The sequence below is a fragment of the Mesorhizobium sp. M7A.F.Ca.MR.176.00.0.0 genome (assembly GCF_004023165.1).
Lineage (GTDB): Bacteria > Pseudomonadota > Alphaproteobacteria > Rhizobiales > Rhizobiaceae > Mesorhizobium.
The window spans coordinates 13,952-27,355 of sequence record NZ_RZTC01000019.1; the positions used below are offsets into that span (position 1 = coordinate 13,952).

The 13,404-nt window shown below is 63.0% G+C and carries 13 protein-coding genes and 1 riboswitch; of the genes, 6 read left to right on the plus strand and 7 right to left on the minus strand.

Going from position 1 to position 13,404, the window contains the following annotated elements; translation table 11 throughout:
• Positions 1-13 precede the first annotated feature (13 nt).
• Together EOB59_RS09170 and EOB59_RS09175 are read right to left on the minus strand one after the other, a co-directional pair.
• Positions 14-961 carry an aldo/keto reductase gene (locus EOB59_RS09170; RefSeq protein WP_128288217.1) on the minus strand — a complete coding sequence of 316 codons (948 nt, stop codon included), beginning with the start codon at positions 959-961 and terminating at the stop codon, positions 14-16.
• 121 nt (positions 962-1,082) lie between these two features.
• The gene (locus EOB59_RS09175) at positions 1,083-1,604 is read right to left on the minus strand and encodes a gamma-glutamylcyclotransferase (protein WP_127318398.1); all 522 of its coding nucleotides are present in this window, start codon (positions 1,602-1,604) and stop codon (positions 1,083-1,085) included.
• A gap of 142 nt (positions 1,605-1,746) precedes the next feature.
• On the opposite strand from EOB59_RS09175, the gene EOB59_RS09180 reads away from it, so the two are divergent.
• Together EOB59_RS09180 and EOB59_RS09185 are read left to right on the plus strand one after the other, a co-directional pair.
• Positions 1,747-2,745, plus strand: coding sequence for a DUF2125 domain-containing protein (locus EOB59_RS09180; protein ID WP_128288218.1), 999 nt, complete (start codon positions 1,747-1,749; stop codon positions 2,743-2,745).
• Positions 2,746-2,752: 7 nt separating this feature from the next.
• Entirely contained in the window at positions 2,753-3,676 is a 924-nt protein-coding gene (locus EOB59_RS09185) for a sugar kinase (RefSeq protein WP_128288219.1), read from the plus strand.
• Positions 3,677-3,765: 89 nt separating this feature from the next.
• On the opposite strand, the gene EOB59_RS09190 is transcribed toward EOB59_RS09185, so the two are convergent.
• Complete coding sequence (locus EOB59_RS09190; protein WP_206622036.1) at positions 3,766-4,701, minus strand: prephenate/arogenate dehydrogenase family protein; 936 nt, start codon at positions 4,699-4,701, stop codon at positions 3,766-3,768.
• Between the two features lie 5 nt (positions 4,702-4,706).
• On the minus strand, positions 4,707-5,816 hold the full coding sequence (gene hisC, locus EOB59_RS09195; RefSeq protein WP_128288221.1) for a histidinol-phosphate transaminase: 1,110 nt from the start codon (positions 5,814-5,816) through the stop codon (positions 4,707-4,709).
• A gap of 136 nt (positions 5,817-5,952) precedes the next feature.
• A riboswitch (SAM riboswitch) is annotated at positions 5,953-6,030 on the plus strand.
• 114 nt (positions 6,031-6,144) lie between these two features.
• On the opposite strand from hisC, the gene EOB59_RS09200 reads away from it, so the two are divergent.
• Together EOB59_RS09200 and metW are read left to right on the plus strand one after the other, a co-directional pair.
• Positions 6,145-7,314, plus strand: a complete 1,170-nt coding sequence (locus tag EOB59_RS09200; RefSeq protein ID WP_127271091.1) for a homoserine O-acetyltransferase — start codon at positions 6,145-6,147, stop codon at positions 7,312-7,314.
• Entirely contained in the window at positions 7,311-7,928 is a 618-nt protein-coding gene (metW, locus tag EOB59_RS09205; RefSeq protein WP_127268377.1) for a methionine biosynthesis protein MetW, read from the plus strand. Before EOB59_RS09200 ends, metW begins: the two co-directional genes overlap by 4 nt.
• 7 nt (positions 7,929-7,935) lie before the next feature.
• Here metW and EOB59_RS09210 read toward each other — a convergent pair whose 3' ends face one another.
• Complete coding sequence (locus tag EOB59_RS09210; protein WP_127396312.1) at positions 7,936-8,256, minus strand: DUF1330 domain-containing protein; 321 nt, start codon at positions 8,254-8,256, stop codon at positions 7,936-7,938.
• A 327-nt stretch (positions 8,257-8,583) separates the two neighbouring features.
• Here EOB59_RS09210 and EOB59_RS09215 point away from each other — a divergent pair, with 327 nt between their 5' ends.
• Both EOB59_RS09215 and EOB59_RS09220 read left to right on the plus strand, forming a co-directional pair.
• The gene (locus tag EOB59_RS09215) at positions 8,584-9,540 is read left to right on the plus strand and encodes a glycosyltransferase (protein WP_245482664.1); all 957 of its coding nucleotides are present in this window, start codon (positions 8,584-8,586) and stop codon (positions 9,538-9,540) included.
• Positions 9,541-9,555: 15 nt separating this feature from the next.
• Entirely contained in the window at positions 9,556-10,491 is a 936-nt protein-coding gene (locus EOB59_RS09220) for a glycosyltransferase family A protein (RefSeq protein ID WP_127396310.1), read from the plus strand.
• Between the two features lie 70 nt (positions 10,492-10,561).
• On the opposite strand, the gene EOB59_RS09225 is transcribed toward EOB59_RS09220, so the two are convergent.
• The gene (locus tag EOB59_RS09225; protein ID WP_128288222.1) at positions 10,562-11,365 is read right to left on the minus strand and encodes a DUF1194 domain-containing protein; all 804 of its coding nucleotides are present in this window, start codon (positions 11,363-11,365) and stop codon (positions 10,562-10,564) included.
• An 86-nt stretch (positions 11,366-11,451) separates the two neighbouring features.
• Positions 11,452-13,278, minus strand: coding sequence for an ABC transporter ATP-binding protein/permease (locus tag EOB59_RS09230; RefSeq protein ID WP_127809184.1), 1,827 nt, complete (start codon positions 13,276-13,278; stop codon positions 11,452-11,454).
• Positions 13,279-13,404 lie beyond the last annotated feature (126 nt).

Below are 13,404 nucleotides of genomic sequence, written 5' to 3' on the forward strand. Positions count from 1 at the left end.
GGCGCCTGAAGCTTCAGCCGCTCGCTTTGTCGAGTTCGGCCATGTCGGCGGCGGTCAGTTTCAGCGACGCCGCCCTGATCAGGCTGTCCATCTGTTCAGGCTTGGTGGCGCTGGCGATCGGCGCGGTGACACCCGGCCGCGCAATCACCCAGGCAAGCGCGACTTCCGCCTGCTTGGCCGAATGCCTTGATGAAACCGCGTCGAGTGCCGCAAGGATGCGCATGCCGCGCGCGTTGAGGTAGTCTTTCACGCCACCGCCGCGCGGGCTTTGACCGAGATCGGCATCGCTGCGGTATTTGCCGCTGAGAAAACCCTTGGCCAGGCTGAAATAGGTGATGACGCCGATGTCCTCGGCCACGCATAGATCGCGCAACGGCCCATCGAAGGACGAGCGATCGTAGAGATTGTATTCCGGCTGCAGCACCTCGTAGCGCGACAGACTGCGCAAGCTCGCCACATCGAGTGCGGCACGCAACTGGCCGGCGTCGAGATTCGAACAGCCGGCATAGCGGATTTTGCCCTTGGCGAGCAGCTTCTCGTAGGCGCCAAGCGTTTCTTCATAGGGCGTTGCGGGGTCCGGCCAGTGCGACAGATAGAGGTCGATGACTTCGGTCTGCAGCCGCTTCAGCGATGCGTCGACGGCCTTTTCGATGTATGCGGCGGACAGGTCCTTGTGCCCCTGCCCCATATCCGAACCGACCTTGGTGATCACCACGACCTTGTCGCGATTGCCACGGTCTTTCATCCATTTGCCGATGATGGTTTCCGATTCACCGCCTTTGTGGCCGGGAACCCAGCGCGAATAGGCATCCGCCGTATCGATGGCGTTGAGGCCGGCGCCGACGAAGCGGTCGAGCAGGTCGAACGAGGTTTTCTCGTCGGCGGTCCAGCCGAAGACATTGCCGCCCAGAACCAGCGGCGCGATGGACAGGTCGGTGCGACCGAGACGACGTTTCTGCAAGGCGGATCTCCGGGATGATTGGGGCGGGCAAATGGCGCCCGCGGGCTGAGGGTCGGAGCCTAACCTAGGTCTTGCCTGAACGAGGTCAAAGGCCTGGCCGCCTTTTTCCGCAGAGCCAGCTTCACAAAGGCGCGACCTGGCTGGCGACATCCTCCAGCCAGTGGTCGCTTATGCCCAATGCCTCGAGATGCTCCAGCGTGCTCAGCACATAGTCCTCGTTGTTGCCGGACTGGCCGACCGCGCCGCGCACCACGGCCGCCGCATCCGCCACGTCGAGCGCTCCGGCATATTGCTCGTGCTGGCGGTCGACGATGTAGACCACGGCGTCGACCGTATCGCCCCCGTCGAGGCGAATCTTGAGCATGCGCTCCAGATAGACATTGGTGACCAGTTCGCGCTCGCGAAGATAGGCCATGACCTCGTCGCGCAAGTCGCCGGGGACGCGGAATGCGAGGCCGACGCAGGACCCGCCACGGTCGAGGCCGAGCACCAGCCCCGGCCGCTCGCGCGTTCCGCGATGCACGAAGGAATAGACGCAGAGCGAGCGCCGATAGCCGTGCAGGCGGGCACGCTGTGTCTCGACATGCGCGAATCCCGGCCGCCAGATCAGCGAGCCATAGCCAAACACCCAAAAATCGCCCATATCGCCGCGCCTGATTGCAAAAGATGCCAACACCGCACCCGGACCGGTGTTTTTTCCGCCCGTCCCGTCTAACTATTCGTCTGCCTACCTGGCGGAATCGACCACCCGTCCGCAACACCCATGCGTTAACGAGAGCCAAAGCATGACGTCAAGTGACGAACGCCAGCCGAACAAACGTCGCCGCCTGTTCTGGCTTGCAGCATTCATCGTCGTGCTGTTCGCCCTCTACAGCGGCGGCTGGTTTTATCTGGCCGACCGCGTCAGGAGCGAGGCCGACAAGGCGGTTGCCACGCTCAACAAGAATGGCGTCGAGGCCGGCTGCGCCAATCTCCAGGTCAGCGGCTATCCCTTGAGCTTTACCGTCTCCTGCGACAACCTCGCCTATGAGGATGATGCCAGGAACATCGCGGCCTCAGCCGGCAGTTTCAACGCGGCCGCCCAGATCATCCAGCCTCTGTCGCCGGTTGCCAATCTGCGCGGCCCGCTCAGGACCTCCGTTCCGGACATGGTGCCGCTGTGGATCGACTGGGACAATCTGCAGGCCAGTTTCAAATTGTGGTGGCCGCTGCCGCAGCGAATCTCGCTGGAGGCGGAGGGCCTGTCCGGCCAGACCGATCCGGCCGACGACACCGATCCGGTGCAACTGTTTAGCGCCGGCAAGGCCTCGGGCCAGTTGCAGCCCAACGGGGAGGATATCAACTATCTCGGCAGTTTCGGCGATCTCGAGATCGACCCCGGCGCGATTGGCGGGCGCGTGCTTCCGGCGCTCGATGCCAGCGGCGACGTGACATTGAAGAACGGCGTCGCACTGATCGGCACGCAGGTGAAGAGCCTTCGTGGCCAGGCGATCGAAATCCGCAACCTTGACCTGTCGTCGGGGCCGGCGCGCATCACCGTTTCGGGACCGCTCTCGGTCGATGCCGAGGGCCTGGTCAACGCCGATCTGATGATCAGGCTGAAGGACCCGAAGGCGGTGGCGGCCATCCTCGGCGCCGCCATACCCGAGCAGAAAAGCCAGATCGAGCAGGGTTTTTCTGCCCTGGCGGTGCTCGGCAACGAACCGTCGATGCCGCTGAAGGTGGTCAGGGGCAAGGCCTCGCTCGGCTTCATTCCGCTGGGCAAGATCAAGCCGGTCGAATAGCTCAACCATGGCAAAACCCGTGAAGCTGCTGAGCGTTGGCGCCTTGACGCTGGACACCATCCTGCGCGTCGAGACGCTGCCCGTGCATCAGGGCAAGTTCATTGCCTCCGACGGCCTCCAGATCGCCTCGGGCATGGCCACCAGTGCTGCCTGTGCCGCGCATCGCCTGGGGGCCGAGGTATCGCTGTGGGCGAGCGCGGGTGACGATGCCGTCGCCGACCAGCTCATCGCCGGCATCGAGGCCGAAGGCGTCGATTGCACCTTTGTGCGCCGCGTCAGAGGCGCCCGCTCGGCGCTGGCCTCGATCCTGGTCGACGCGCATGGCGAGCGCATCATCGTGCCGTTCTATGACGGGCTGGCCCAGGCCGATCCCGAAGTCTTGCCGGTCGCCGACCTCACGGCATTCGACGCCGTGCTGGTCGATGTCCGCTGGCCGGGCGCGGCAGCGTTGGCACTCAAGGCGGCACGCGCCGTTGGGCGTCCGGCGATCCTCGATGCCGACACCGCGCCGCTGGAAGTTCTGGAACAGCTGTTGCCGCTCGCCACGCACATCGTCGCTTCGGAAACGGCGGCGCGCATCGTCTGCGGCCAGGCGCTCGATCCGGAAACGGCTTGCGCCGATCTCGCCAGCCGCACCGACGCCTTTGTCGCGGTAACCGGCGGCGCGGCGGGCTGTTGGTGGCACGACCGTCGCGCAGGCTGTGTGCGCCATGTCGCGGCGCCGAGGATCAAGGCAGTGGATACGCTCGCCGCCGGCGATGTCTTCCACGGCGCCTTCGCCGTCGGGTTGGCGGAAGCCATGCCGGTCGAGCAGGCTTTGCGCTTTGCCAGTGCGGCCGCGGCGCTCAAATGCCTGCGCTTCGGCGGCAGGCTGGGCGCGCCGGATAGGGCCGAGACGCTGGCCATGGTTGCGCAGACCTGGCCAGCCTGAAACTGACGCTTTTGTTTTGACGCAATTCCCAAGGGAAAGCGCTAGCGCTTTTCCCGGGAAAAACGCCTCACACTTTTCCTGGAATTGCTCTAGCCCTTCGCGGGATGCTCGACGGCCTGGCGACCGAAATCGGGCACGTCGATGTCCTGGCCGGCCTCGATGATCGAGCGGCGTACGGCGCGGGTGCGGGTGAACAGATCGAAGAGCTTTTCGCCGTCGCCCCAGCGGATCGCGCGTTGCAGCGACGCCAGATCTTCCGAGAACCGCGCCAGCATTTCAAGGATGGCGTCCTTGTTGTGCAGGCAGACATCCCGCCACATGGTCGGGTCGGAGGCGGCAAGGCGGGTGAAGTCGCGGAAGCCGGAAGCCGAATATTTGATCACTTCGGACTTGGTCACCGACTGCAGATCATCGGCGGTGCCGACAATGTTGTAGGCGATGATGTGCGGCAAATGCGAGACGATGGCCAGCGTCATGTCGTGATGCTGCGGGTCCATCGTGTCGATGTTGGCACCGCAGCGGCGCCAGAACTCCGACAGCCTCTCCAGCGCGTCCGGGTTGGTGTCGGGCAGCGGCGTGAAGATGCACCAGCGATTGTCGAACAGGTCGGCGAAACCGGCGTCGGGGCCGGATTTTTCCGTGCCCGCCAGCGGATGGCCGGGAATGAAATGGACACCTTCAGGCACATAAGGCTGCATCTGCGCGATGACAGACGCCTTGGTCGAGCCGACATCGGTGAGGATCGCGCCCGGCTTCAGCGCCGGCGCGATTTCCTCGGCCACCGCGCCGGACGAGCCGACCGGCACCGAGACGATGACCAGGTCGGCATCGCGGACAGCTTCTCTCGCATCGGTAGTATAGCTATCGCCCAGCCCGAGTTCCTCGGCTCGCGCCAGTGTCGCGGCACTGCGGGTCGAAATGGCCAAGTGACGGGCGAGACCTTCGCGGCGGATGACGCGGGCCAGCGACGAGCCGATCAGGCCGATGCCGACCAGCGCGATCTTTTCAAACATCGGTGATGTCATGGTCTCTAGCTTTTCAGGAATGTCGTGAGAGCGGCGACAACGCCGCGATTGGCCTCTTCGGTGCCGACGGTCATGCGCAACGCGTTGGGAAAGCCATAGCCCGAAACGCGCCGCAATATATAGCCGCGCGCCGTCAGATAGTCGTCCGCCGCCGCCGCCGAATGCTTCTGGTCATCGGGAAAATGAATGAGGACGAAATTGCCGACGCTCGGCGTTACCCGCAGCCCGAGCTTTGTGAATTCCTCGCTCAACCAGGCAAGCCAGGTCTCGTTGTGCGCCACGCTGCGCTCGACATGGGCGCGGTCGCGGATGGCTGCGATACCGGCCTCGATCGCCGTCGCATTGACGTTGAAGGGACCGCGCACGCGGTTGATGGCGTCGACGATATGCATCGGCGCATACATCCAGCCGATCCGCGCGCCACCCAGGCCGATCTTGGAGAAGGTACGGGTCATCACCACGTTCTCGGTGCTGCCGACCAGTTCGATGCCGGCCTCATAGTCGTTGCGGCGGACATATTCGGCATAGGCCGCGTCGAGCACCAGAAGCACGTTCTTCGGCAGCGTGGCATGCAGCCGGCGTACCTCCTGGAACGGTACATAGGTGCCGGTCGGGTTGTTGGGATTGGCGAGGAACACGATCTTGGTGCGCGGCGTGACCGCGGCCAGGATGGCGTCGATGTCGGCGCGCTCGTCTCTTTCCTTGATCGTCACCGGAACGGCACCCGCCGACTGGATGTAGATCTTGTAGACCATGAAGGCGTGTTCGGTGATGACGGCCTCGTCGCCGGGCGCCAGATAGGTCTGCGCCAGCAGGCCGAGAATCTCGTCGGAACCGTTGGAACAGATGATGTTCTGCGGGTTGAGGCCGTGCACCTCGGCGATCGCTTCGCGCAGCCGCCTGGCGGTGCCGTCGGGATAGATGTCGAGCTTGCCGGCAATCTCGCGCGCGGCTTCGATCGCTTTCGGCGAGGGCCCTAGCGGATTCTCGTTTGATGACAGCTTGTGGACCTTGGCGACGCCGGCGGGCGCCGTGCTCTTGCCCGGCACATAGGCGTCGATGTCCATGATGCCCGCACGCGGGGTTGGACGTGCCTGGTCCGGTGTCTGGCTCATGTCGCAAAATCCGTCGAGAACGCTTCCTGAGGGAAGCCGCAGCGGAAATACAAGCCGTGGCCTGCAATGTCGAGAGGCGACAGCCATCGCCCAGGGCTGGCCGTTGACGACGGCGCGCCACAGCCCTAGAAGGGGTGCGAACTTCCGTGGTGATTTGGCCGGTCGGCTTGCAGCCACGTTAAACAACTTGCTAAAGGGCCGTTTGCATCCTGTAACCGGCTTTGCGACTGCAATGCCGGTTTTTTGTTGTCCGCCCCGGCCGGACACCCGTATCGGCATCGACTTTCGACAAGCGCGATGCGTGGGCTCAAAGTGTGAGATGGATGTCATGGCCGTTCTGCGCGCCCGCAAAACCAACAACGAGGTCGACCAGCCGTCGAGCCCGGTTTTGCGTTTTGGATCCGACAAGCCGCTCAAGCTGGACGCCGGCACGCTGCTGTCACCGTTCCAGATCGCCTACCAGACCTACGGCACGCTGAACGATGCCCGCTCCAACGCCATCCTCGTCTGCCATGCACTGACCGGAGACCAGCACGTCGCCAGCACCAATCCGGTGACCGGCAAGCCTGGCTGGTGGGAAGTGCTGATCGGCCCCGGCAAGATCATCGACACCAATCGCTTCTTCGTCATCTGCTCCAACGTTATCGGCGGTTGCCTTGGGTCCACCGGTCCGGCCTCGACCAATCCCGCCACCGGCAAGCCCTACGGGCTTGACCTGCCCATTATCACCATTCGCGACATGGTGCGGGCGCAGCAGATGCTGATCGACCATTTCGGCATCGAGAAACTGTTTTGCGTGCTCGGCGGCTCGATGGGCGGCATGCAGGTGCTGGAATGGGCGTCGAGCTATCCGGAGCGCGTCTTCTCGGCGCTGCCGATCGCCACCGGCGCGCGCCATTCCTCGCAGAACATCGCCTTTCATGAGGTTGGCCGCCAGGCTGTCATGGCCGATCCGGACTGGCATGGCGGCAAATATTTCGAGCACGGTAAACGCCCGGAAAAGGGCCTGGCGGTGGCGCGCATGGCCGCCCACATCACTTACCTGTCGGAAGCCGCCCTGCACCGCAAGTTCGGCCGCAATCTGCAGGATCGCGAAGCGCTGACCTTCGGCTTTGACGCCGACTTCCAGATCGAAAGCTATCTGCGCCACCAGGGCATGACCTTCGTCGATCGCTTCGACGCCAATTCCTACCTCTACATGACGCGGTCGATGGACTATTTCGACCTTGCCGCCGACCATGGCGGCCGGCTGGCCGATGCTTTCGCCGGCACGAAAACCCGCTTCTGCCTGGTGTCGTTCACCTCGGACTGGCTTTTTCCGACCGAGGAGAGCCGCTCGATCGTGCATGCGCTCAACGCCGCCGGAGCATCGGTATCCTTCGTCGAGATCGAGACCGACCGCGGCCACGACGCATTCCTGCTCGACGAGCCGGAACTGTTTGCCGCCATCAACGGCTTCATCGGCTCGGCCGCCAGGGCGAGAGGGCTGGGCCTATGAGCGTCAACCGCGACCAGCGCGTCGACCTTGAAGTCGTCGCCAACCTCATCCCACCACAGTCGCGCGTGCTCGATGTCGGCTCGGGCGACGGCTCGCTGCTCGAATTGCTGCAGGACAGCAAGCAGGTCGACGGCCGTGGGCTCGAGCTGTCGCAGCGCGGCGTCAACGAATGCGTGGCGCGCGGCCTCTCGGTCATCCAGGGCGATGCCGACAAGGATCTCGAATTCTATCCCGACAAGGGCTTTGACTTCGTCGTCCTCTCGCAGACGCTGCAGGCCACCCGCAACCCGAAGCTGGTGCTCGACGAACTGCTCAGGATCGGCAATCGCGCCATCGTCTCCTTCCCCAATTTCGGCCATTGGCGTGTGCGTCTGTCACTGTTCGTCAACGGCCGCATGCCGGTGACCAAGGACCTGCCCTATTCCTGGTACGACACGCCCAACATCCACTTCTGCACCATCCGCGACTTCGTCAATCTGTGCGACGAGCTCGGCGCGACCGTCGAGAAGGCAACCGCTCTCGACGCCAACGGCCAGAAGATCGGCCTGTCGATGCCGTGGTGGTTCTGGAACTTCTTCGGCCAGCAGGCAGTGTTCCTGCTGAAACGGCAGTAGCCGCAAGCTAATCGAGGATGTCCGTGGCCTTGTGCGGATGTTCGACGCCGTCAGCAAACACCACGTCGGCCTCCGAATTGTCCGTGCGCAGCGCCAGAATCGCTTGATAGGCGGGCGAATTGTACCAGCCATGCACATGCTGCCTGTCGGGAAATTCGATGATGATCAGATGGCCCGGCCAGTTGTTCTCGATCACCTCGACATCGCCGCCATGGACCAGAAAACGGCCGCCGAAAGGTTCCAGCGTGGCATCGATCTTGTGCAGGTATTCGATGATCTGCGGACCCATCGTGGCTTGGCGCATATGGGCGACGGCGTAAGCGGTCATAAGTGCACTCCCTTTCAATCGAAGCCGATTGCCGGCTCCGAAGGCACAGATTGCCAAGGGTCGTGACAGAATTCGATTACCCCAAAAGTAATAAGAATGAGATGAGGCGATCAAGACGAATCGGCCTGCGCGATCCTGAGGCGGTTTCCAGTCTCCGGCCCTCAGGGTGTTGCCGTTGAGACGCAAGGTTGCGAATTCGGGGTTGCGGACGGATTGAACTCTGCAACCAGATGATGACACGGGAGCATGTTTTTCGTAGCGTCATGCCGGACGCGATGCCGAGCGAAGCACGGAGCGGGGAACCTGACCTATTCGATCGTTGTCGAAATGGAAAACGCCAAGTCCATCAATGAAGATGAGATCGGCGTTTCGTTCAGCGCTTTGGCACGGGAAATAAAAGCCGTGACGACAACCGGTCAATACCTGAAACCGGAGGTCATCGTCGTTCACAGCGGACCAGATACCGACACACCGATTCTCCGGCATCGTCTCACCGAAATTGTTCCGCAACTTGGCATGGCAGCAAATACGGTCTTCAGCGCCTGCACAGGCGGCCGGTACTATGAGGTCAAGAACGCAGGCGCCGCGTTGGCCAAGGGCGACATCGTCATTTTCTGCGATTCCGATACAGTGATCGAAGACGGCTGGCTGTCGGCACTTCTCAAACCGCTCCAAGATCCGAAGACGATCGCCGTGAACGGTTACACCTATCTCGGCTGTGACGATTTCGCTTCGCGGACCTTTGCGCTTCTGTGGTTCTTCCCGCTGCGTGATGGTGATCGACGCTTTGCCTCCAAGCGCGCGATGAACGCCAACAATTGCGCCTTCCGCAGAAGCTGGTTAGCCGGCCATCCCTTTCCGGCCAGCAATGGATTCAAGGTTTCTTGCACGTTGCTCACCAGCCAGTTACGAGCAAGCGGGCATGATTTTGTCAGAGTCGATGCCCGGGCCAGCCATTATCCTCCGCGCGGTTGGCGGTTTTTCTTTTGGCGTGCCCTGGTCACCGGGCGCGATGCGGACCGGAAATATGTGGCACTGGCATCGCCATCCCAAGCCGCGCGAGTGCTGAAGGCGACAAGACGTTGGTTTTCGACATCCTGGAAAGTGGGCGGGCGTATTCTGACGCATGCAACTCGGCTCGGAATGCCGGCATGGCAGATCCCGTTTGCACTGATCGTCGGATTGGCCTTTTGCGCGCTGGTTTTTTGTGCACAAGCGGCCATGGCCCTTGGGCTGGTTCGGGACAAGGTTGAAAACGTGCCCCTCTACGTGGGACATAGCTGAAGCACTATGGTCAAAATGGGCAAAACCATCGAACCGACACCTCTCATCACGGTCATTACGCCGACCCACAACCGACGCGAAACGGTGTTGCGCGCCGTGGAAAGCGTACTCTCCCAGAGCATGTCGAGGCTTGAGCACATTGTCGTCGACGATGGTTCGACCGATGGGACCGAATCGGCGCTGGCCCGCATCCAGGACCCGCGGCTGATCTATGTCGGGGCGAAATGGCGAGGCGCCAACGCAGCCAGGAATGCCGGCATCGAGCGCGCGCGGGCACCGTTGGTGACGTTCCTCGATTCGGACGACATCTACATGCCGCACCGGCTCGAACGAACCCTGACCTGGTTCGAGGAAAATCCTGTACTGCAAGTGCTGATCAGTTCGTTCGTGTCCCTGAAAGGCAGTCGCATCACAAACTGCGTCAACCCCGAGGCGTTCGTGAGCCCCGCAATGCTTGAGCGGACGCTGGTTGGGCAGACCATCTTCATTGCCGGCTCCGCGATCACGGCTCGCCGCGAAGCCTTGCTGGCCATCGGCGGCTACGACAGCGACATCACCCGCATGCAGGATCGCGAATTGCTGCTGCGCCTTGCCCGGCGCTTCGGTGCGCAGTTGTCCAGGGATCTGGACTGGACGAAATACAATTCGGAGAACTCGATTTCCGGCCGCCGTGACGGCTATGTCGAGGCCTATGCGAACCTGATGGGCAAACATCCGCATATTGCCCATGCCTACCCGCACATTCCGCCTTACATGATCTCGCGGCAACTCATCGCCGACATCCTGCGAGGCAGGATACCGGAGGCATTTCAGGGCTACATGGCCAACCGTTCATCCAAAACGCTTGGCTATTCGCTGCCGGAATTGATGCAAGGCTATGTCCACGGCCGGCGCTGGCGCCGCGATCTCTCCAACGAGTTTCGCAATCAATTTGGTGCCCGGCCCGCTTAAACCGAGAGGGATTCCGGGAAATTGTGGAACGGTTTTCCCTCCGGATCGCGTTAACCCCTCTGTCGAGAGCTCAACGGTCAAGTTCGGGAAAATACGGATCCGATAGAAACCGCCTGTCCCGTTCGCCTTGCAGGCAGTCTATCGGCGTCGCCGCGTCGATGGGGATGCTTCTCACCTCGTCCTGAATGCCGCTCACTTCCAGGAGCAGCTTGCGCCGGATGGCTGTCGAAAACTCGGCGGCGGCATAGATAGGCAGCACGAAGGAACCGGGTCCGCCGATCACGCACTGCGCATAATACTGGTCGAGATGGCTGAAGGTGGGCGACGGGCTGATCAGGATCGGCAGCCCGTTGACGACGATGCCTTTGGCAGTCGCCGCATCACGCGTCGCGGTGACCGGCGGCCCGATATTGTTCGGTCCGTCGCCCGAAATGTCGATGACGCTGCGTTCGCCCTGGAAAGACGTGCGGTCGAAAAGCTCGGTGCCGAAGGCCAGCGCGCCGGAAATCGAAGTGCCGCGAAAGCTGCGGAACGGGCGAGCCGCGACCTTGTCGGCAAAGCTGTTCGCGCTCTCGGCACTATCGATAATCTGCCAGCCGATGACCGCGTCGTCGCGCACCGTGCCGGCCCATTCGAAATAGGTCAGCGCTATGCGGCCCGTGGCGCCGGCGCGGACAGCCTTGATGAAGTCGGGATGCCGCAGCGCCTCGACATAACCGGCCCGCTGCAGGGCGAACTCCTTCTCGTCCATCGACAGCGAGATGTCGACCGCCAGCACCAGCTCGACGTCGACGGCGAGCGCATCCGCCGGCGAGGCCATCGGGGCAGCCTGGGCGCAGGCAAGACAGGCAAGCAGGCGCAGGGCATGAAGCATGGCCGTCGCCAGGGTTGTTTCTCCCGAGGAGCTTCCCTCGCGATCGCGGCAAAATAAAGCTTTGCTTCCCCCGCCCGGAAATCAGCTCATTTCTTGCGACGAGCGGCGGCTGGCGGCGGTTCGATCGCGCCGGCCCTGACGCGGGCGGGCTTCAGGGCTGGCGCACCGGAATCCTTGACGATCGTCAACGCGCGCGGGAAGAAGTGGTTGTTGTGCTGGCCGCGCCCGATGTTGAGGATCGCTGTCCCCGGCAAACGCTTCTCGAGCATCGACAGCACGCGTCTTAGCGATGGGCCGTCGAACGCATCCAGCGCCTCGTCGATTATCACCCATTTCGGCTGCCGCAACGCGAGCCTGGCGAAGGCCAGCGAGCGTTGTTCGTCATCGCCCAACTCATGGTCCCAACGCCCCGCACGGTCGAGCGATGAGGACAGCCGTCCCAGACCGACCTCGGCCAGCACCGCCGAAATGTCGGCATCGTTCGCCGGCGCGGGCCCGTTCGGGTGATCGAGGACTTCGCGCAACGTGCCGACCGGAAAATAAGGCACGCGCGGCACGAATATGGGGGTTTCTCCCGACGGCAGGCCGATCCGGCCGCTTCCCCATGGCCACAGGCCGGCAATGGCACGAAAGAACAGCGTCTTGCCCGCACCGGGGTCGCCGGTGATCATGACGCGCTCGCCGGGGCGGATTTCGACATGCGGATCGGCGAGTCTGGTGCAACCCTCCGGCGAGGTCACTTCGAGCTTCTCGAAAGTCAGGCTGCCATCGACGTTTTGGCCGAAGGCGATGCGCTTTTCCGTGTCGTGCAGCGCATCGGTTTCATCGAGCGCGATGCGGAAATCGGCCACGCGCATCAGCGTGGCGCGCCAATCGGCGATGCTGCCGATGTTGTTGATGAACCAGCGCAAGGAAGAGTGGACCTGGTTGAAGGCGCCGACCGCCATCATCAGCCCGCCAAAGCTGATATCACCTGAGAAATAGACCGGCGAAGCGACCAGTATGGGCGCCACGACGGTGATCCAGCCATAGGTGTCGGTCACCCAGGACAGGTTGATCTGGGCGGTGTAGATGCGCCGCATGGCGCCCAGCACCGTGCCGAGATCGAGTTCGAGCCGCCGCCTGGCGTCGGCCTCGCCATGATACAACGCGATGGCATCGACATTCTCGTTGACGCGCACCATCGAGGAGCGCAGCTCGGCTTCGCGTGTATAGCGGTCGCTGTTCAGGCGGATGAGCGGGCGCCCGACCAGCCAGCTCAGCCAGGAGGCGATGCCGGCGTAAAGGATAGCGGCCCAGACCATGTAGCCCGGTATGGCCAGCGAGGTCCCGCCGATGTGGAACACGAAGCCCGAGGACAGCTCCCACAGCACCCCGACGAAGGACACGAGCAGGATGCACGACTGCAGCAGCCCGACGCCGAGATCGGTTGACAGGTCGGACAGATGCGCGGCGTCCTGCTGCATGCGCTGGTCGGGATTGACGCCGATGGCGCCGGCATTGGCCAACCGGAAGGCGCGCGCCGGCCGCATCCACTGATCGATCAGATCCAGCGTCAGCGCCTCGCGCAGTTTGAGCCTGATCATCTGGTTGAGCCAGGTCTGGCCGATATTGAGCACCAGCAGCCCGCCGGCGATCATCGCGAAGACGAGGAGCTGGTGCAGGAAGGCCGCCATGTCGCGGCGCGCAAGCGCATCGTAGAAAGGCTGGTTCCAGCGGTTGAGCAGAACCTGGCCGATCGACGTTGCGATGATCACGGCCATGATACCGACCGACGTCCACAGCAACCATTTGCGAACCGGCGATCCCGCCAGCGCCCGCCGGATCGTCGCCACCTGATCGCGCAGGCTGCTGGCTTCGACCGCCACCGCAACCGGCTGAACGACGGCGGCATTGTCCGGTTGATCAGCCATGGCCGAGGTCCTTGCGTCAGTGCCGAAACCGGATGGAGAAATTTGCCAGGCGTTCGTATGGGCTGCCGGATGGCCTGTCGGTCCACTTGCGACAGATAGGCCGGGAAACGACGTCAGGCACGTTTG